This window comes from Chryseobacterium defluvii (assembly GCF_003634775.1).
In the GTDB taxonomy this organism is placed as follows: Bacteria; Bacteroidota; Bacteroidia; order Flavobacteriales; family Weeksellaceae; genus Chryseobacterium; species Chryseobacterium defluvii.
Window position 1 is genome coordinate 1,241,863 of sequence record NZ_RBXB01000001.1, and the last position, 21,497, is coordinate 1,263,359.

The following is a 21,497-nucleotide window of genomic DNA, read 5'->3' on the forward strand; positions in this document are numbered from 1 at the left end:
TAACTATAAATTATTGGTTCAATTTTATGTAAATCAATAAATTATGAAATAATCTGATTCATTTTATATAAGATAAAAGTGTTATCGGAATTATTTTTGCATCATTAACCTCATAACCACACTAAAATATGAATTATGAATACGAACAGACTTTCCGAAATAATGGAAAAAGCACTGAGTGACCAAATGAATAAAGAAATTCATGCATCACACGTTTTTTTATCGTATGGAATCTGGGCCGATGACAAAGGGTATCAGGGAATTGCCAATTTCCTTTACAGGCACGCACAGGAAGAAAGAAATCATTCCATCAAATTCATGGAGTATATCCTGAACAGAGGTGGTAAACCTAAAGTGGAGGCCATTCCGGCCCCTCCGGCAGATCCGGATTCTTTAACGGCATGTTTTGATGGTGTTTTCAAACATGAGGTGGACAATACAACATCCATTTACAGGTTGGTGGATCTTGCCATGGAAGAAAAAGACTGGGCGACCTGGAACTTTATGCAGTGGTTCGTACAAGAGCAGATTGAAGAAGAAACCTTAGCTCAGAACCTGATCGATAAATTGAAAATTGCAGGGGGCGACAGAGCGACAGACGAATCTTTATTTACATTAGATAAAACATTACAGGAAACACCGAATGAGGTCCCGTTGGCCCAGGAGGCTACAGGGAATAACCCATAAGATATACCATACAACGTAAAAATTATTTTCAAAATCTGCCCGAAATATGGGTGGATTTTTTTATTATGAAACTCACCTTAAATTCACTATCTTTGCCCGCTGAAAGTCCAATGGTCGATAACCTCCCTGAAACTTTCAAAATTGAACATTAAACTCTGAACATACATTATGAAATGTGGAATCGTAGGCTTACCGAATGTAGGTAAATCAACCCTTTTTAACTGTTTAAGCAATGCAAAAGCTCAATCAGCAAATTATCCTTTCTGTACTATTGAGCCTAACTTAGGAACAGTTTCCGTTCCGGATCACAGATTGTTCGAACTGGAAAAACTGGTAAAACCGGAAAGAGTTTTACCGGCAGTTGTGGAAATCGTTGATATTGCAGGTTTGGTAAAAGGAGCGAGCAAAGGAGAAGGATTAGGAAACCAGTTTTTGGCGAACATCAGAGAATGTGAAGCTATCATCCATGTATTGAGATGTTTTGATAACGGAAATATTGTTCACGTGGAAGGGTCGGTAGATCCGCTGAGAGATAAAGAAATTATCGATATTGAGCTTCAGCTGAAAGATCTTGAAACCGTAGGTAAAGCAGTTGAAAAAGCTAAAAAATTCATTAAGTCGGGGAAGAAAGAAGATGTTTTAACGTATGAAACACTTCAAAATCTTCAACAGTTCATCGAAGATGGTAAAAATGCGAGAGAGTTCCCTGTAAATGACCTGACAAAACCTATTATTGATGAGGTTCAGCTGTTAACTAAAAAACCCGTGCTTTATGTTTGTAACGTGGATGAAAACTCCATTAAAAACGGAAATGAATGGATTGGTAAGATTGAGGAAATGGCTAAGAATGAAGGAGCGGAAGTAGTAGTTTTAGCAGCTCAGATCGAAGCGGATATCAACGAGCTTGAAACATTTGAAGAAAGACAGATTTTCCTTGAAGAATTGGGCCTTGAAGAACCGGGAGTCAACCGTCTGATCAGAAAAGCATATGACCTGTTGAAACTTCAGACGTATTTTACGGCAGGAGTGAAAGAGGTGAGAGCATGGACTATCGGAAAAGGGTGGACAGCCCCTCAGGCAGCCGGGGTAATCCATACGGATTTTGAAAAAGGATTCATCCGTGCGGAAGTCATTAAGTATAATGATTACATCAACTTCGGTTCTGAAGTGAAAGTGAAAGAAGCAGGAAAGCTATCTGTAGAAGGAAAAGAATACATTGTTCAGGATGGTGATATCATGCACTTCAGATTTAACGTATAAGAAAAGTATTAAAGTTAGTTATAGTAATTAAAAAACGCTTCCATCATTTTTTGGAAGCGTTTTTGTTGGTAAGTACAGAATATTTATTGACTCCATAATTGAGTATTGATGTTGAAAAATAAACCGTTGTTTTCCAGCTCAAACTGCTCCGGTTTTTGATTCCTGGAATTGTTGATCGCAATGAATCTGATCACGCCATTTTTCTGCTGTCTGAAAATATCGATGACATTGTAATCTTTATAGTTATATTGATACAGGAGGCCGTTTCCTACAATATAGCAATTATTGTTCTTTTTTTAACCGTAAGAGTGCTGTTGAATATTCATAGAACTGCGTATATTTGAATTTTACAAATCCTGATCGTATGGAAAGAATAGCTCACACTTCTCTGGAAGATTTCTATAAGGAAATGACGGCCAAATTAGGCAAAGACCTCGAAAGCATTTTTCCGAAAGGGCTTCATAAAGATATTGGACACTTCAATATATTTGATATTGCTCCTACGATTGAAAGAATAAAAGCAACTTCCGAAATGCCTTACAACAGGAGGAAATATTATAAAATAAGCCTGATCAGAGGGAAAAACAGGGCAGAATATGCAGATAAAATAATTTCCATAAAGAAAAACGCTTTATTGTTTGCAACACCTAAGGTACCTTATCACTGGGTTCCGGAGGATCCGGACCAATCCGGAAGCTTTTGTGTATTTACAGAAGATTTTTTTATGAAAAACAGCTTCCTGAAATCTCTTGAAGATCTGCCTTTATTTCAGCCGGGTGGTATTCCTGTTTTTGAAATTGATGATGAACAGGCAGAAGAAATAGAGATCCTGTTTTCTAAAATGAAAAAAGAGATTGCCTCTGATTACCTATTTAAATATGACCTGATCAGAAATTATGTCCTGGAGCTGGTTCATTATGGTCAGAAACTACAACCGGCTGCTAAATTATCGACCTCTAATGATGCTTCTCTCAGAGTGGTCTCATTATTCATTGAATTGCTTGAAAGACAATTTCCTATTGAGTCTTCCGAGCAGAGGCTACAGCTGAGAACAGCAAAGGATTATGCAGAAAGATTAGCAGTACATGTTAATTATCTTAATAAAAAATTGAAAGAAAGTACGGGTAAGACCACGACCGAATTTATTGCTGACCGCCTGATTCAGGAAGCCAAAATACTATTGAGGCAAACTCAGTGGAATATTTCGGAAATATCTTATGCGCTGGGGTTTGAAGAATTGGCCCATTTTTCTAATTTCTTTAAACGCAAAACATCTTTTGCCCCTCTGGAATTCCGTTCCTGATTTGAATTTTGCAAATTTCAGTTTGATTGGAGCAAATCAACCTGTTGTGGAAATCCTCAATTTTGTATCATTAAATATTAAATCATGGAAAAAATGAACACAAAAACAAAAATTGCGTTAATAACCGGCGGAAGTCGCGGACTAGGAAAAAATTCAGCATTAAAAATTGCAGAAAAAGGCCTGGATGTAATTCTTACCTATAAAAGCAATAAAGAAGAGGCTGATAAAGTAGTAAGAGAAATTCAGGCTTTGGGAAGAAAGGCTATTGCTTATCAATTGGATACAAAAGATACTAAAAGCTTTGATGCTTTTGTAAAAAATGTAGGCGATCATTTGGAAGAAAACACGGGAAGCAGAAATATTGATTACCTTATAAATAATGCAGGAACATCTTTACACGCACCCATTACTGAGGTTACGGAAGAGCAGTTGGATGATGTGGTGGATATTCATTTTAAAGGAGTATTTTTCTTAACCCAGAAATTATTGCCCATAATCAATGAAGGTGGCGGAATTATCAATATTTCATCCGGACTGGCAAGATTTGCAACACCGGGATATTCAGTGTATGGCGGTATCAAAGCTGGAATTGAAATGCTGACGAAATATATGGCGAAAGAATTAGGCCCAAGAAAAATCAAAGCTAATGTTGTTGCTCCGGGAGCCATTGAAACAGATTTCGGAGGTGGAATGGTAAGAGACATCAAAGAAGTGAATGACACTATTGCGGGTGTAACTGCTTTGGGAAGAGTGGGGCTTCCGGATGATATAGGCGGGGTGGTCGCTTTTCTGTGTATGGAAGATGCGGGATGGATTAATGGTCAGCGGATTGAAGTTTCCGGCGGAATGTTCTTATAAAAATAAAAAACAGTAGATATTCTACTGTTTTTTTTATCTTTAATACATGATACTGATGAATATTTTCCAGTCTCATTCCAATATATGATTAAAGAATTTTTGAGTCAGTATCCTTACATCTTAATTGGGGCAGAAGTGCTGTATTGTATCAGTATTGTTTTGTTGGCTGCAAAAATTATCATGGATACTAAAGCAACAAGCAAGACACTTGCTTACCTGCTTCTTATCATCTTCCTGCCTGTTGTTGGAATCATAATTTATTTCGTTTTTGGAGTTAATTACAGGAAAAACAAGTTCTATACGTTCAGTGTAGCAAGAAATGAGCGGATTTATAATTTGGCACAGAAATATATTCAGGAAACACATTCTAAAACCTTGCAGGACAGGAGAGAAGAGGTGAAGGATTTCATCAATACGATTAATTTTCTGTATAATGCCACCTATTCTCCCTTATCCCAGGAAAACCATGTTGAAGTATTATTGAACGGGGAAGAAAAGTTCCCCAGAGTTTTTGAAGCCATAAAAAAGGCAAAGTATCATATCCATCTTGAATATTATATTTATGAAAACGATGATATAGGAAACAAGCTTGCCGATCTGCTTATAGAAAAAGCCGGTGAAGGGGTCATGGTAAGATTTCTTTACGATGATTTCGGGAGCGGGAAGATTGGTAAAAAACTTCTTTCAAGATTGAGGGCATCCGGCATTGAGGTATTTCCGGTCAATAAAATCAAGTTCAGGATTCTGGCGAACAGAGTCAATTACAGAGATCACAGGAAAATTATTATTATAGACGCAGTTGAAGTTTTTACTGGGGGGATTAATGTTTCGGACAAATACATTAACTGTGAAAATCAGTTGTATTGGAGAGATGTTCATTTATATATTAAAGGGCATGGAGCTTTTTATTTCCAGTTTTTATTTTGGAGCAACTGGGTTTTTGCCGTAAAGAACATCCCTGAAATATCCGGTGAATATTTCAGATACGACAGCAGCCATACAGGGAAAACCATTGTTCAGGTAGCGGCAAGCGGACCCAATACGAAACCGTCTATTATGCTGAGTACAAATTCTGCCATCCTTTCTGCAAAGGAGAAGGTATATATAACCACTCCTTATTTTATTCCTGTGGAAACAGTCTTAAATGCCATCAAACAGGCGGCACTTGCGGGGCTTGATGTGAGGCTGATGGTCCCTAAAACCGGGGATTCTGTAGTGGTGAATGCCGCTGCCTATTCTTACTATGAGGAACTATTGCAAAATAATGTACGTTTGTTTTTTTATGAAAAAGGGTTTATCCATTCCAAAACAATGATCATAGATGATCATTTTTCATGTGTAGGAACTGCCAATATGGATGCAAGAAGTCAGGAGCTGAACTTTGAAGTCAATACTTTCATTTTTGACAAAGCCATTAATCTCAGACTCAAAGAAGTCTTTCTTGAGGATATGAGATATTGCGAGGAAATAACGCTTGAGAAATGGCAAAAAAGACCAAAAGGGAAAGTGTTCTTCGAACATCTGGCCAGATTGCTTTCCCCATTGATATAGTTAGACTTTTGCAAGATATTCCAATGCCTGTTCCAGTGTTTCCTGTTTTTTGGCAAAGCATAGACGGATCACATGCTCACTCAGCTTATTTTTATAGAAGGAAGAGAACGGAACACTTGCCACCTTGTGGTTAATAGTAAGTTCCTGTGCAAAATCAAAATCATTTTTATCGGAAATCTTATCATATTTTACCCCCTGAAAATAAGTTCCTTCACAATCCAGTAATTCAAACGAGGTATTAGCAAGGCCTTTACGGAGAAAATCTCTTTTTTCCTGAAAGAAAATATTGAGCTGATTGTAGTGTTCATCTTCTTTCATGTATTCTGCCAAAGCTAGCTGAATAGGAGTATTCACACAGAACACATTGAACTGGTGTACTTTTCTGAATTCATCGGTTAAGTTCTTGGGAGCTGCACAATAGCCGATTTTCCAGCCGGTCACATGAAACAGCTTGCCGAAGGAGGCAATCAGAAAGCTTCTTTCTCTTAATTCAGGGTATTGGCATACGCTTATATGCCGTTTTCCGTCGAACACGATATTTTCATATACCTCGTCACTTAAAATCAAAATGGAAGTATCTTTTACAATACCGATAAGCTCCTGGATGTCTTTTTCTTTTAAAATCTTTCCGGAAGGATTGTTGGGATTATTGAGAATGATCATTTTTGTTTTTTCACTCACTAATCCTTTTACGGCATTCCAGTCAATTTCATAATCCGGTGCCCTCATTTCAAAACGCCTGACGATGCCACCGAAAAGCTCTACCGTAGGCTCATAGCAATCATAGGCGGGTTCAAAAATAATAACTTCATCATCTTTTTTTATCAATGCGGCAATAGCTGTAAAAATTGCCTGCGTACCTCCGGCGGTGATGGTGATCTCAGAATCCGGATGATAGGCAGCCTGATGGCTATTTTCAATTTTTCTGGCGATTTCTTCCTTCAAACTGATCATCCCGCCCAAAGGAGCATATTGATTAAAGCCTTTTTTAATAAAGTGGTCCACATAATCCAGCAATTTGGAATCAGGCATGAAATCCGGAAACCCTTGTGATAAATTAATGGCCTTGTTGTCATTGGCCAACTGAGTCATCTGACTGAAAATAGTAGTTCCTACATTGGAAAGTTTGGAAAAAGGAAGCTGTATCATACTGCTGAATTTTTACTGACACCGAATTTAATTCATTTTTTACAATCAATGCAGAAATACAATAAAAAAGACTGTCTTTTTGGAGACAGCCTTTTCATCTTTTGCCGGTTTTTTTATGTTCAAGTTTTAACCGAGTTCATGGTTTGCTTATAGTAATGAAGACAAGAATAGGCAGATTTATTGTCCGGATGTAATGGAAATTCATAAGTGTAGCCCTTTTTCTAGTAAGTGTAGAAAAATTACGGTTAAGTGTGTGGAAATGAAATCTAATGAAAGTTGGGGATTGTTTCTTTAATCTGATAGTGATCAATAGCTTTTTGTTTCAAAGGATTTGTGCTCCATTCTTCCCATTCACAGGCGTAAGGATCGTAACCACATTTAAGAGGGGCAGAATAAAGATTATCGGGTTCATCTAAATAAGCACGGCAATCTGTACACACATAACGGAATTCACAATCTTTGCATTTGACAAGTGTAATGACCCGGTAAATAAGTGAAGGAAATAATATGTTAAGTGTAAATTAACTCATTATATCAGGAAATAACCGATTATTTATTCAATAAAATCTATTCTGGAAAGGAAATCATTTTTCTTACGGACGGAAACATCCAGAACAGAATCGTCTGTCATAATCACCTGACCGCCTTTCCCTTTGATGTATTCCTTTAAATGAGATAAGTTGATAAGGTGTTTATGATGAATTCTGAAAAAATGATGTTCGAAAAGAAGTTCCTCAAATTCATGCATGGTTTTGGAAACAACAATTTTACTTTTGTCTGTCAGGTAAAAAGTAGTGTAGCTTGAATCTGCTTCGCAACGGATAATATCAGCAATACTGATCATTTTGAATCCCTGTAAAGAGGGGAGGCTTATTTTATTATTCTGGGGAGAATTGGAAGGGGAGATTTTATTTTTTCTGATATTTTCCAACGCCTTGTTTACTGCGATAATGAAATCAATTTTTTTAATAGGTTTCAGCAAATAATCTGTAGCGCCATTCTTAATAGCCTGAATGGCAAAATTTTCAAAAGCCGTAATGAAAATGATCTGTGATGAAATGTCCTTTATTTTTGACAACAGATCAAAAGCAGTCCCATCGCTCAGCTGAATATCTAAAAACAGGATATCCGGGGAGTTTTTAATAAGATAAACATAGGCTTCTTCAATGCTTGCAGCCTGAAATACTGTTTGCACATCCGGAAATTCATTTTCTAACAGGAGGGAAATGTAATCTCTTCCGTCTTGTTCATCATCAATGATGCAGGCTTGTATTTTGGTTTTCATAGGGAGTGATATATAGTTTAATTTGAGTACCTTGTTTTTCGGAAAGGCTGTTTATTTTTAAAATAATATTAGTGTCAAAGAGCTGCTTAAATGTTTCAATCCTTTTTTGGGACAGCCTGACGCCAAAGGAGTTGCTTTTGTCGGAAGATTTATACTTATTGTCAATTCCCACCCCGTTATCTTCAATGGTGATGCAGAGTGAAGCATCGGTATGATCGAATGAAACCTCGATATGGCCTTTTCTATCCTTTAAACCGGAGACACCATGTTTTATCGCGTTTTCGACAAAGGGCTGAATCAGCAATGAAGGAATAACCCAACTGTCATCTACCTTTTCCGAAACCGATATGGTATAATCAAACTGATCTTTTAACCGGAGTTTTTCCATGTCGAGATACAGGGAAAGATATTCTATTTCATCTTTTACAGGCATAAACGTTTTTTCTGAATAATGAAGAGTCTTCCTGATCATCTGAGAGAAAATTTCTAAATAATTCTCTGTTTCTGTATAATCTTTTTTATAAAGTAAGAACTGGATGGAATTCAGGCAGTTATAAATAAAATGCGGATTGATCTGAGCTTTAATAGCCTGAAGTTCAAGTTCTGCTATTTTTTTCTCATAATACAGTGCATCCAGTTTTTCATTACGCCTTTTTTGAGAATACAGGATAATAAGAAGAGAAAGAATACCAATCGCAGATAGCATCATCAATACCGTAAACCACCATGTTTGCCAGAAATGTGGCTTGATTTCAAAAGACAGGTCAGAAGAAACATACGATTGCTTCCCGTTATACCCTAATCCGAAAACTTTGAATGTGTATTTCCCCGGTGGTATAGCATTCAATATGATCTTTGAAGAATTGCTGGTTTGCCAGTGGTCATTAAGACCTTCTATTTTATACCTGTAGCTTATTTTTTCCTGTGAAGTATAATCCGGGAAGCTTAAATTCAGAATCACATCATTACCCGGACTTTTACCGGCTAATTCGCGATTGAAGTCAAAATATTCTTTTCCGCCAATAACAACAGAGTTAATGACCACCTTTTTATTAATGAATTTCTGCTGAGTAAGCAATTTTTTAATGGAAAAGGCACCAAGTCCTTTTGAGGTGCCGATGTAAATACTGTCTTTCCTAATTACACAGCCGGCAATGACATTGGACGGAAGCCCGTCTGTCTGGGTAAAAGTATTGATCCTGATGTTGTTTCCTTTCCGCTCGATCCGGTGTAATCCGGAGTTAGTACTGGCCCAGAAAATATTTTCATTTTCAACATCCACTCTTTTGATCTTATCGGTCATTAAACCGTCTTTTTCCGTAATTTCTTTGATAATGCCATTGTGATTGAAAAGAATCAATCCTTTGAGATTGGTTGCACCCACATACAGATCGGATTTTAATTTTTTAAGATCCGTAAAATAGTACCCTTCTAAAAATAAAGTTTTCCTTTTTGTACGAAGACTGAACTTATATAAGTTTTTAAAACTCCCGATGAACAAACTGTCTTTTGTATAAGGCAAAGCCGAATATACTCTTTCATCAACGGAGATATCGAGGCTGCTTTTTTTGACGAAATCATAAATAGTTAAGCCCGCCGGTGTACATAGTAAAACAGAAGTGTCTGTATATGGGACTATATTTTTCAGCAAATAATTTTTTAATAAATGCTTTTCACGGGTATGAATATCATATAAAAATACTTTTCTGCTGAGTCCGAAAATGGCAATATTATCATTGGCATATACACCTCTGTGTTCCGTTTTTCCGTTTTTCTCAAAAACTATATCATCAATACGGTCAGCATGAAAAATTCCGCCATAAGATTCATTGTATCCTAAGAAAATATACTCTGAGTTTCCTGCTATGGCTGTGATATGTGAAGAATTGTTTTGGATAGGTAAGCTGATGTAATTTCTGAAAAACTTCTCTGCTATGAAGAAAACACCATTTTTTGCCGAAGTAAACCAGACATTATTATCGCTATCCACCAGAATATCATTGATCACATATTGGTCCATCAGTTTAACGGGTGGGGGAAGCTTTTCGGTTATAGGATGGTCAAAGAATAATACCCCGCCATTTTCCAGGGCCAGCCAAAGCTTATTGTTTTTATCCACTATTATATTATGGATAACTTCTTTGGATTCGTAGGAATTGATTTTTTTAAAAGAATGATTTTCAAGTTTAAAAATGCTTACTTTCTTATCTTCCATGGAAAAAAATAAACCTTTATGTTCAAAAAGGCTGATGCTGCTACCCGATTCAATAGGGCAAATTGTTTCTTTTTTAGTGATTGTATGATAGATGATAATTTCTCCCTTTTTGCTGAGTAAATAAGTGAGATGATGATCAAAATCAAAACCTATAATAGGCATAGGTGATTTTTTTTGATAGTTCGGAACTAAAGGAGCCTCTCTGATTTTTCCGTTTTTGTATACAAAAATAGTTTTTGGGGTAAAGCTATTATATAGATATATTTCATCTTTATTTCGTGCAATACCCGGGGTATTGGTGAATTGAATTTTTTTAAGCTCTTTATTGATCTCTGAATTGATGATCTTATTGTTTTTTATATAAGCGAAATCATCCAGAAAAGGGATGATGAAAATTTCCCCGTTTGATAAAGGCATGCAGGATAAGATTTCAATATTTCGCAAGCCTTCTTTTTTGCCATACTGCTTGAATTCTTTTCCATCAAATCTGTATAGCCCGTTATCACTTCCAATCCAGATAAATCCTTTATGATCTTGCCGGATCTGATAGGTATAAGAATTGTTGAGCCCGTCTTCATCATTATAATTGACCAATCCCGGAATTTGTGCAAAATATAATGATGAAAAAAGAATAATAAATACAGTGGTAAACAGATATTGTATTTTTCTCACATTCTATTGAATAATGCTATAAATATAATGGTTATAAATAAAAATAAGTATATAATTAATACTATTTGGTTAAAAATGACATTTAAATATTTGAAATCCGGCAAAAACATTTAATGGAAACTGTATTTACGGGAAATGTTTATAGTAAAATATAAAATTGGTAATATTGTAACCGATAACCTTTAAGTACAAAAAATGATTAATCATGAAATAGACTACAAAATTTTTGGTGAGGAAATGCAATGTGTGGAAATAGAACTTGACCCGAAAGAAAGTGTCATCGCCGAACCCGGAAGCTTTATGATGATGACCGAAGGAATCCAGATGGAGACCATGTTCGGAGACGGAACAGAAAAAGGAATAATGGGCAAATTATTCTCCGCAGGAAAGAGAATGCTTACAGGAGAAAATCTTTTTATGACGGTTTTCACAAATACCTCACCACAAAGAAAACAGGTGAGTTTTGCAGCCCCATATGCCGGAAAAATCATTCCGTTAGATCTGAGTAAACTGGGCGGGAAAGTCATCTGCCAGAAAGACAGCTTTCTGTGTGCTGCAAAAGGAGTGAATATAGGAATTGAGTTTCAGAGAAAACTGGGAACCGGCTTATTTGGAGGTGAAGGCTTTATCATGCAAAAGCTGGAAGGCGACGGAATGACATTTGTACACAGTGGAGGTCATGTTATAGAGAAAGAACTTCAACCCGGAGAAATATTGAAAATTGATACCGGATGTATCGTTGGATTTACTCACACCGTTGATTATGATATCCAGTTTGTGGGAGGAATTAAAAACACGATCTTCGGCGGGGAAGGATTATTTTTTGCTCAGCTTCGGGGACCTGGAAAAGTATGGATTCAGACGTTGCCGATTTCCCGTCTGGCAAGCAGGATTCTTCAATATGGCACAACCAAAAAAGGGGAGCAAGGGGGTATTCTTGGAGGGTTAGGAAACCTGCTGGATGGTGACGGATTTTAATCCCTTTCAAAATAAAAAACAAAGACTGTCCGAAGACAGTCTTTGTTTTTTAACTCTATTTGAGATCTATTTGGAAATCAGTAATTTTTGTGAATTTGTTTTGCCTCCCGACTGGATTTCTACAATATAAGTTCCCTGAACTAATTTCTCGGTATCCAGTTTCATACTTTGTTTTCCGCTTTCTATGGTTCCGGATTTTTCTATCACTACTTTTCCGGAAATATCAAGAATTCTTACAGACACCATTCCTCTTTTGGAAAGATTGGTTTGTACATCCACATAATTCTTAGCCGGATTAGGAACAAGCAGATATTCTTTTGAATGAGCAACTTCTGATTCTGCCCTTGCTATCGCTGAATTTTCTTTGAGTGGCGAAGTGAGATTGCTTATGCTTTTACCTGCTTCAACAGGTTTTGGAATACAGATGACAATACAGGTTGTGCATTTCGGCTTGTCATTTTCGTATTGAGTAACGCAGACTTTATAAGATCCGGAATTCAGATACGTATGAGAAGTTAAAACGTCTGTTACCGTGCCATCTCCCCAGTCTACTTTATATAAGCTTGGTGAATTGGTACTTTCCAGGAATACCTGTGCGGTAGTATAATTACCGGAAGTACTTGTTGTGGTCTGAAGCTTGAAGTTAGAATTACATTCACTGCAATCACTGCAAGGCTTCACGCAAATATTGTCGAAATAAACGACTTCCTGCTGAGTGGAGGTAATATCCGGTGAAATTCCGACGCTTACGGTATTCATGATGATATTATCAAATACAGCAGGAGTAGGTCCGGTCCATGCACCATCGGAATTGCTTGGTAGAGGGCCCCCATTGGCTAAAGCGATAGGTGCTTTAATGCGTACCCATCCGCTTCCCGGAGTTACAGTTACATTCGCAACAAATGTAGCACCATTGGTTCCATCAGAAATTGTGATGTATGGATGATAAGGCATCCCGTAGCCGCTGTCATTTTCAAGGTAAAAATCGAAATACAGGCAGTATCCGAGATATTTATCTCCCAGTTTTTGAAAATCGGTAGTGTTTTGGTACCATGATCCTCCCGATTGATCTTTTAAAATCAGATACTGTGATCCGTCCAGTGGGTTTGCCGTACCGAATCCCGCACTTACATTGCCGTTAGGCGGAGGGGCAGGAGCCCAGTTTCCGGCAGGATTAGTGGGATCGTTAAAATCGCTGCATGGAGCCTGTGCCTGAAGCATGAAATATCCTAAAAGGAAATACACTGCAAAAAAATACATTCTTACCATAATGCATGTTGGTTTTATAGATCAAAAGCCAACAAAAACTTTAGGATTAATACTCATGAATTGGATGAAATCTCATCATTACTATAGTTTTATATCTTCTCAGGTTTATTTGATCAGATACTATAAAAGTATTATGATATTCAGCATCACGGTAATGTGAATTAGTAAATGTGAAAGATAGCAATGTAAGTGTGGTAATATATCTCTTAATCGTGATTATTCAATACTTTCCACTCTGTATAGAAAATCGGTTTTCTTACGAACGGCAACATCCAGGACAGAATTATCGGCCATAATTACCTGTCCGCCTCTCCCTTTAATATATTCTTTTAAGTGATCCAGATTGATGAGGTGCTTGTGGTGGATCCTGAAAAAATTAAACTCCGAGAGATACAGTTCGAAGTCATGTAAAGTTTTGGATACAATTACTTTAGTTTTATCAAGCAGATAAATGAATGTGTAATTGGAGTCTGCTTCACACCGGATGATCTCATCTATACTGATCCGTCTGAAGCCTTGTAAGGTCGGAATATTAATCTTATTGTGAAAGCTGCTGTTATAGACAAGAACTTTTTGTTTATGTATTGATTCCAAAGCTTTGTTTACGGCGAGTACAAAATCCAATTTTTTCAAAGGTTTCAAAAGATAATCTGTTATCCCTCTTTTAATCGCCTGAATGGCATGCGCTTCAGAATCTGTTATGAAAATGATCTGCGACAGATTTTTTCTGAACTTTGAAAATAGTTGAACAGCCTTTTCATCTATCAACCTGATATTTAAAAACAAAATATCGGGAGTATTCCGGGCAAGATAAAAAGAAACATCTTCTATATTGCTGATGTGTAATAAAAATATAAACTCAGGGAATTCACTTTTTAATAAATCGGAGATAAATGCTCCATCATCCTGTTCATCAATAATGCAGATTTTTAAATAGGTTTTCATGGTAATATGGAATTGGTTTTAATTTTTTATTGTCAGGTGATTTTCATTGATTTTGTTTTTTACTGCTAAATATGCAAAAAGTAATTGTCACTTATTGTTGAATAATGTAAATATAAAGATTCATTAATAACAATACAATAGATACGGATACGGCCAAAATCGGATATTGGAGGTTGACTTTTTTACTGTTTCAGGATGAAAAAAATATAAAGTAAAAATAATATTATAAAGAAAAATTAATTAATTTGTATATGTTTTTTAATTATTGTTTTATATTATATTTGTATAATTAATTTATGATATTTATTTTATAATACTTATTGTTTATAATTAAAAAAATATAAGGAAAATCATGGTTTTCTAGTTTTTTTCAATTTTGTATTTTTGTATGTTTGCGTAATAATATATGTCACAAGAAATACACCCTATCTATTCCGAAGATAATATCAGAACCCTCGATTGGCAGGAGCATATCCGCTTGCGCCCCGGTATGTATATCGGGAAGCTGGGAGATGGTTCGTCTGCGGATGATGGTATTTATATCCTGCTAAAAGAAATTCTGGACAACTCTATTGATGAGTTCAGAATGAAATCGGGAAAGAGAATTGAAATAAAACTGGACGATGGAAAAGTTACCGTCCGTGACTTTGGTCGTGGAATTCCTTTAGGAAAAGTGGTGGATGCCGTTTCCAAAATGAATACAGGAGGAAAGTATGACAGCAAAGCTTTCAAAAAATCTGTCGGTCTGAACGGGGTAGGTACCAAAGCGGTGAACGCCTTATCCGATTATTTCAGAGTAAGATCCGTTCGTGACGGAAAAATGAAGACTGCTGAATTCTCCAGAGGAATGCTCACTGAGGACTATTCTGAAACAGATACATCCGATAGGAACGGTACTGAAATCTCTTTTATTCCGGATGCGGAAATTTTCCTGCATTTCAAATACAGGAAAGAGTATATAGAAAGGATGTTGCGCAATTATGCCTACCTGAATCCGGGACTAAAGATCCTTTTCAACGGAGAAACCTATTATTCGGAAAATGGACTTAAGGATTTACTGGAAGAAGAAATGGAAAGCGAAACGCTGTATCCGATCGTTCACCTGAAAGGCGATGATATTGAAGTAGCCATAACCCATTCCGACAAATCGCAGACAGAAACCTATTTTTCCTTCGTCAATGGCCAGAATACCACACAGGGAGGAACCCATTTGAATGCCTTTCGTGAAGCCTATGTAAAAACCGTAAGAGAATTCTTCAATAAGAATTTTGACGCTTCGGATATCAGGAAATCGATTATTGCCGCCATCTCTATTAATGTGGAAGAACCGGTTTTCGAATCCCAGACCAAAACAAAATTAGGTTCCAATGATATGGGACCACAGGGGCCTACGGTGAGAACTTTTATCATTGATTTCTTAAAAAGTAAACTGGATAATTTCCTGCATAAGAATCCTGAAATTGCAGAAGCGATCCAAAGGAAGATTTTAATTTCAGAAAGAGAAAGAAAAGAGCTCTCAGGGATTCAGAAATTAGCAAGAGAAAGAGCGAAAAAAGTTTCTCTTCACAATAAAAAACTTCGTGACTGCAGACAGCATTATAACGACCAGAAAGCAGAAAGAAAAGCGGAAACGCAGATCTTTATCACCGAGGGAGATTCTGCATCGGGATCTATTACAAAATCCAGGGATGTGGAAACCCAGGCGGTATTTTCTTTGAAGGGAAAGCCACTGAACTGTTATGGACTTACCAAGAAGGTGGTTTATGAAAATGAAGAATTCAACCTGTTGCAGGCAGCTTTAAATATTGAAGAAAGCCTTGAAGATCTAAGATACAACCAGGTGATCATTGCAACCGATGCGGATGTGGACGGAATGCATATCCGTTTGCTGATGATTACGTTTTTTCTTCAGTTCTTTCCAGATCTGATTAAAAATGGACATTTGTATATTCTTCAGACTCCTTTGTTCAGAGTAAGAAACAAAAAAGAAACAAGATACTGCTATAGTGAGGCAGAAAGAATAAAAGCATTGAATGAACTCGGAAAAAACCCGGAAATCACCCGGTTTAAAGGACTTGGGGAGATTTCACCGGATGAGTTCAAACACTTCATCGGAGCCGATATACGTCTGGAACCGGTAGTTATTGGAAAAGATCAGACCATTGATCAGATTCTTGAATTTTATATGGGTAAAAATACACCGGACAGACAGGTATTTATCCTGGATAACCTGGTTGTGGAAGATCCTGATATTAACAAAAAAGAAATTTTAACAGATGCTGAATAATTAAAAATAAAAAAAAACAAACCAAAAAACACAAATCAAAAATTTATTAATATTATATGAGATTAAGTAACCGAAGCAAAGTTCCGGTTTATAACTTCGTTAATACATTGTTGTTAATGATTTTACTGGGAGGTATTGTAGCATTCTTTTTAGAAGAATACAGATTTGATGTTTTAGAAGAAGAGAGTTATTTATTGGTAATTGTGCCCATTCTCTTGGTAGTAGTGTATTATCTGAGCGGAAGGCAGATTTTTGAATATGACAGTGACGGCGAAGCACTGAATTTCAAAAATAGTAATGCCATACCTTTTCTGGATAAAGCTTTAAGTGATGAGTTTCCTAAATATAAACTCATGAAATATGAAGTCGTTGACTTGTATTTTGTTAAAAGGTTGTATATTACTATTTCAAGTAAAAATAATGGGTCAACCGTTTTAAAATACGAAATTTCTTATTTGACAAAAAAGGAAATAAGTGATTTGAAAGTGTCTCTGAATAAAGTTATAAAAACTAATAAAGAGAATAAAGTAAGTGAAAACATAAATGATAACAGAAGAATATTCGCATGAAGGAGAGAGCCTGAAAAAAGTTTCCGGTCTGTATAAAGACTGGTTTCTTGATTATGCCTCTTATGTAATTTTAGATAGAGCCATACCATCTGTATATGATGGTTTCAAGCCCGTTCAGCGAAGGATCATGCACTCCATGCGGGAGCTGGAAGACGGACGATACAACAAAGTAGCCAATATCGTCGGGAATACCATGAAATACCATCCTCATGGTGATGCTTCCATTACCGATGCCATGGTACAGATCGGGCAGAAGGAGCTGTTGATAGATACTCAGGGGAACTGGGGAAATATTTATACCGGAGATTCTGCTGCTGCGGCAAGATATATTGAAGCCCGTCTAACGCCTTTCGCTTTGGAAGTGGTCTTCAATCCCAAAACTACAGAATGGGCAAAATCCTATGACGGAAGAAACAATGAACCCATAGATTTACCCGTAAAGTTTCCTTTGTTATTGGCGCAGGGAGTTGAAGGAATCGGAGTGGGTCTTTCCACAAAGATTCTTCCCCACAATTTTAATGAATTAATCAATGCGTCCGTAGCGTACTTAAAAGGTAAAAAATTCGAATTATATCCTGATTTTTTAACGGCCGGTTACCTGGACGTTACCGAATATAATGATGGACATAGAGGAGGTAAAGTAAGAGCGAGAGCCAGAATCTCGCAATTGGACAAGCATACATTAGTCATTACCGAGCTTCCTTTTTCCAGGACAACAAGCGATTTGATTGATTCTATTCTGAAAGCTAACGAAAAAGGCAAGATTAAAATCAAAAAAATTGAGGACAATACTTCGGATACCGTAGAAATCCTTATCCATCTTCATAATGATGTCTCCCCGGACAAAACAATAGATGCACTGTATGCCTTTACAGACTGTCAGGTAACCATCTCACCGAATGCTTGTGTCATTGTAGGGGATAAGCCGATGTTCCTGAACGTTTCCGAGATTTTAAGAATGAATACCGATCACACTGTTTCATTACTTAAAAAAGAGCTGGAGATTGAGCTTCATGAATTACAGGAAAACTGGCATTTTTCTTCATTGGAAAGGATCTTTATTGAAAACAGGATCTATCACGATATCGAAGAAGTTAAAACCTGGGAAGATGTTCTGAAAACCATTGATGAGGGACTGAAACCCCATACCGGACATCTTTTAAGAGCTGTGACGGAAGAAGACATTCTTAAACTAACCGAAATCAGAATCAAGAGAATTTCAAGATTCGATTTAGATAAATTCAAAGAAAATATTGCCTCCCTAGAAGGCAAAATTGAACAGGTTAAACATCATTTAAACAACCTCATTACGTATGCCATTGACTATTTTTTAAATATTCAGAAAAAGTACGGAAAAGGAAAAGAAAGAAAAACGGAGTTAAGAATTTTTGATACTATTGATGCTACTAAAGTAGCGGTAGCCAATGAAAAATTCTATGCCAATTTTGAAGAAGGTTTCATCGGAACCTCTTTGAAAAAAGATCAGTACCTGTTTGACTGCTCGGATATTGACGATATCATTACTTTTAGAAAAGACGGAAGTATGAAAGTCGTGAAAGTGGAGCCTAAAACGTTTATCGGGAAAGATATCCTGCATGTGGCCGTTTGGAAGAAAAATGACAAAAGAACGGTGTACAACATGATCTATCGCGAAGGAAAAGAAGGTCCATATTATATGAAGCGCTTTTCTGTAACCGGCGTTACGAGAAATACGGATTATCCTCTGGCTTCCGATAAGAAAGGTTCGGAGATGTTGTACTTCTCAGCCAATCCGAACGGAGAAGCAGAAACGGTTACCGTACTTTTAAAACCAAACCCGAGAATCAGGAAAAATAAAATGGAGATAGATTTCTCCGAGCTGGCTATTAAAGGAAGAGATTCCAAGGGGAATCTGGTCACTAAGTATGCCGTGAAAAAAGTAGACCTGAAAGAAGAAGGAGTTTCCACTTTAGCCCCAAGAAAAATATGGTTTGATGATACCGTGAGAAGGCTGAATGCAGATGCGAGAGGAACTTTATTAGGAAACTTCAAGGGAGATGATAAAATACTTACCATCAACTCCAACGGAGAAGCCAGACTGGTGAGTTTTGATCTCGGAAACCGTTTTGATGACGAATATCTGGTCCTTGAAAAATGGAGACCGGAACAGCCGGTGACCTGTATTTATTACGATGGTGAGAAGGAAATCTATTTCATCAAGAGATTCCTGCTGGAAAACACAACGAATGTGCAGACTTTCATGCCTTCGGAACATCCGAAATCATTTATTGAAAATATCATTGTCGCTAACGATTCCACGGCAGAGATCATCTTTACTAAAGATAAAGGGAAAGAACGCGAACCGGAAACAATCAATATCGATGAGTTTATCGCTGTAAAAGGAATCAAGGCCATTGGAAACCAGTTTACGAAATTTAAAGTAAAAGCGATCAATATTACCATTCCGGAACCGGAAGAACACGAAGGTTTTGATGAAGTGGAACAAACCGAAGGACACATCAGCTTTATTGATCATGATGCGGATGAAGGTGTAATCGGAGATCTGTTTGATGATAACGGAGACGGTAACGAAAATTAAAAGTTATGAATATATTAATACTCATTATCATAGCGACCTCAATTATCAGCTTTATCGCTTTTAATAATATAGGTGTTTTTGAAAAATATAAATTCAGTGTTGGAGCAATCCAGCAAAGGAAAGAATATATAAGATTACTTTCTGCCGGTTTTTTACATGCAGATATTATGCATCTGGTGTTCAATATGCTGACTCTGTATTTCTTCGGACCTATTGTAATCGAAGGATTTGGAAATATAGGGTTTTTACTTATTTATTTTGGGTCTATTTTACTGGGAAATATATTTTCATTATTCATCTATCAAAAACAACCGTGGTATTCTGCGATAGGAGCCAGTGGGGGAGTTTCAGGAATTTTATTTGCAGCCATTGCCATGATCCCGAAACTTGGGATTTATCTTTTCTTTATTCCGATCCCTATTCCAGGCTATGTTTTTGGACTCGTTTACTTCGGATATTCTGTTTATATGATGTTGAATCCGAGGGAACATGATAATATCGGACATGCTGCACACCTCGGAGGAGCATTTTTTGGATTGGTGTATGCCGTAATCATTCAGCCGGACAGAGCAATGGAAAATGCCCTGTACCTAGGGATCATGGCCGTGCCGTTATTATATTTGAGTTATGAAATTTTTATAAGGAAAAGAATAGGATAATAGTTACCTTTACTAAAATACCAAAACCAATGAACACAATAGAATTAAACCGCTTCGTCGTTGTAATGATCTATGGTTCATTGGTTTTGCTTTCTTTTTTAAAACTGACCAATCCTCTTAAAGTAAACAAAAAAGCCAATTTCTGGTTTGGAATGTTTTTGTTCCTGTGGTCAACTTTCTGGTTAGATGAAGTATTATCACTGGTTACAATATCTTCAATTACTATTCATTCCATCTTTTTGATCCAGCTGATCCAGTTTTTAACACCGGTTATATTTTATTTTAGTGTATTGTTCTATACCAATCCCGCTTTTAAGTTTAAGTATTCGGATGTAAAATATATAGCGCTTCCCTTCGTTTTTTTTGTTAATCTTTTGCTGCTTCGGTCAGGAATTTCCGGATATAAACAGGTTGGTGAAGTTGTATTTATTGCTTTGATCCTCTTTCAGGCAGTATTTTATACAGGGCTTTCTTATGTAACAATCAGGAAGCATCAAAAAAGAATCCAGCAGTTTTCCGCCAATACGGAAGGAATCAATCTGAACTGGCTTGAATACATTATTCTGGTGCTTTTCATTGTCAGCATTATCTATGTGATTTATAATGTATCTTACGATGCATCGGCATTAAATATCTTCATCAATTGTACGTTTTTGCTGGTGATTTATTTCGTAGGCTATTATTCATTAAAGCAAAAAGAGATCTATCCTTTAGAAGAAAAACAGCGTGAAGAGCTTATTTCAATTGATCAGGACACAGAAGAAACCAAGAGAAAACTGATTTCTGATGAGGAATTATACAGAATAAAAGCAGAGCTTGAAGAATTAATGAATAATCAAAAGCCGTATCTCGACAGCGAGCTTAATTTGATTAAGCTTGCGGAATTGCTTTCTGTTTCTACTCATCACCTGTCTTATGTCATCAATACAGGATTTCAAAAGAACTTCTTCCAGTACGTTAATGAATACAGGATAGAATATGCCAAAAAGCTGTTGAAAGATAACGGTCGTAATAAGCTGTCTATTTTAGGAATTGCCTACGAGTCCGGGTTCAATTCCAAAACATCTTTCAATACAACCTTTAAAAAACTGACCGATCAGACCCCTTCTGAATTTAAAAGCAGTTCAGGTTTATAAACTTTTACCTTTTTATCATTTAAGTTATTGATTTTTAATGTTTTGTAAAATTCGCTTTACTGGACCTATAAGGGGTTCACTCAGATAACTCTGAAC

At 36.7% G+C, this 21,497-nt stretch carries 17 protein-coding genes; 11 read left to right on the top strand and 6 right to left on the bottom strand.

All coding sequences use genetic code 11. The annotated features are described in order from the left end of the window. The first annotated feature begins 135 nt into the window (after positions 1-135). The 5 genes from BCF58_RS05805 to cls all read left to right on the top strand — a co-directional run bounded on the left by BCF58_RS05805 (position 136) and on the right by cls (position 5,659). Positions 136-687: a ferritin gene (locus tag BCF58_RS05805; RefSeq protein ID WP_121460820.1), complete on the top strand. Its 552-nt coding sequence runs from the start codon at positions 136-138 to the stop codon at positions 685-687. Between the two features lie 168 nt (positions 688-855). Beyond that, positions 856-1,947 carry a redox-regulated ATPase YchF gene (ychF, locus tag BCF58_RS05810; protein WP_121460821.1) on the top strand — a complete coding sequence of 364 codons (1,092 nt, stop codon included), beginning with the start codon at positions 856-858 and terminating at the stop codon, positions 1,945-1,947. A 364-nt stretch (positions 1,948-2,311) separates the two neighbouring features. Then, positions 2,312-3,250, top strand: coding sequence for a helix-turn-helix domain-containing protein (locus BCF58_RS05815; RefSeq protein WP_121460822.1), 939 nt, complete (start codon positions 2,312-2,314; stop codon positions 3,248-3,250). Between the two features lie 93 nt (positions 3,251-3,343). Further along, positions 3,344-4,108, top strand: coding sequence for an SDR family NAD(P)-dependent oxidoreductase (locus tag BCF58_RS05820; RefSeq protein ID WP_121461060.1), 765 nt, complete (start codon positions 3,344-3,346; stop codon positions 4,106-4,108). Between the two features lie 84 nt (positions 4,109-4,192). Beyond that, positions 4,193-5,659 carry a cardiolipin synthase gene (gene cls / locus BCF58_RS05825; protein ID WP_121460823.1) on the top strand — a complete coding sequence of 489 codons (1,467 nt, stop codon included), beginning with the start codon at positions 4,193-4,195 and terminating at the stop codon, positions 5,657-5,659. On the opposite strand, the gene BCF58_RS05830 is transcribed toward cls, so the two are convergent. From BCF58_RS05830 to BCF58_RS05840, 4 genes are all read right to left on the bottom strand, one after another. Next, on the bottom strand, positions 5,660-6,808 hold the full coding sequence (locus BCF58_RS05830; protein WP_121460824.1) for a methionine aminotransferase: 1,149 nt from the start codon (positions 6,806-6,808) through the stop codon (positions 5,660-5,662). It abuts the gene before it with no gap. Between the two features lie 266 nt (positions 6,809-7,074). Next, complete coding sequence (locus tag BCF58_RS17355) at positions 7,075-7,248, bottom strand: hypothetical protein (protein WP_170148976.1); 174 nt, start codon at positions 7,246-7,248, stop codon at positions 7,075-7,077. Positions 7,249-7,361: 113 nt separating this feature from the next. Next, positions 7,362-8,093, bottom strand: coding sequence for a LytR/AlgR family response regulator transcription factor (locus BCF58_RS05835; RefSeq protein ID WP_121460825.1), 732 nt, complete (start codon positions 8,091-8,093; stop codon positions 7,362-7,364). Further along, positions 8,062-10,980, bottom strand: a complete 2,919-nt coding sequence (locus tag BCF58_RS05840; RefSeq protein WP_121460826.1) for a sensor histidine kinase — start codon at positions 10,978-10,980, stop codon at positions 8,062-8,064. The genes BCF58_RS05835 and BCF58_RS05840 overlap by 32 nt, the downstream gene beginning before the upstream one ends. A 195-nt stretch (positions 10,981-11,175) precedes the next feature. Here BCF58_RS05840 and BCF58_RS05845 point away from each other — a divergent pair, with 195 nt between their 5' ends. Continuing rightward, positions 11,176-11,958, top strand: coding sequence for a TIGR00266 family protein (locus BCF58_RS05845; RefSeq protein ID WP_121460827.1), 783 nt, complete (start codon positions 11,176-11,178; stop codon positions 11,956-11,958). 66 nt (positions 11,959-12,024) lie between these two features. On the opposite strand, the gene BCF58_RS05850 is transcribed toward BCF58_RS05845, so the two are convergent. After that, on the bottom strand, positions 12,025-13,227 hold the full coding sequence (locus BCF58_RS05850) for a T9SS type A sorting domain-containing protein (protein WP_121460828.1): 1,203 nt from the start codon (positions 13,225-13,227) through the stop codon (positions 12,025-12,027). A gap of 216 nt (positions 13,228-13,443) precedes the next feature. Then, positions 13,444-14,172, bottom strand: a complete 729-nt coding sequence (locus tag BCF58_RS05855; RefSeq protein WP_121460829.1) for a LytR/AlgR family response regulator transcription factor — start codon at positions 14,170-14,172, stop codon at positions 13,444-13,446. A 406-nt stretch (positions 14,173-14,578) separates the two neighbouring features. Between BCF58_RS05855 and BCF58_RS05860 the strand changes: the two genes are divergently transcribed. From BCF58_RS05860 to BCF58_RS05880, 5 genes are read left to right on the top strand one after another with little or no spacing between them, the layout of a single operon-like run. Beyond that, positions 14,579-16,459: a DNA topoisomerase IV subunit B gene (locus tag BCF58_RS05860; protein ID WP_121460830.1), complete on the top strand. Its 1,881-nt coding sequence runs from the start codon at positions 14,579-14,581 to the stop codon at positions 16,457-16,459. 56 nt (positions 16,460-16,515) lie between these two features. Next, positions 16,516-17,028 (top strand): hypothetical protein, encoded by a 513-nt coding sequence (locus BCF58_RS05865; protein ID WP_121460831.1) that lies wholly within the window; start codon positions 16,516-16,518, stop codon positions 17,026-17,028. Further along, the gene (locus BCF58_RS05870; RefSeq protein ID WP_121460832.1) at positions 17,003-19,606 is read left to right on the top strand and encodes a DNA gyrase/topoisomerase IV subunit A; all 2,604 of its coding nucleotides are present in this window, start codon (positions 17,003-17,005) and stop codon (positions 19,604-19,606) included. Before BCF58_RS05865 ends, BCF58_RS05870 begins: the two co-directional genes overlap by 26 nt. Before the next feature lie 5 nt (positions 19,607-19,611). Then, complete coding sequence (locus BCF58_RS05875) at positions 19,612-20,265, top strand: rhomboid family intramembrane serine protease (RefSeq protein WP_121460833.1); 654 nt, start codon at positions 19,612-19,614, stop codon at positions 20,263-20,265. Between the two features lie 29 nt (positions 20,266-20,294). Then, positions 20,295-21,401, top strand: a complete 1,107-nt coding sequence (locus BCF58_RS05880; RefSeq protein ID WP_121460834.1) for a helix-turn-helix domain-containing protein — start codon at positions 20,295-20,297, stop codon at positions 21,399-21,401. The last annotated feature ends 96 nt before the right edge of the window (positions 21,402-21,497 follow it).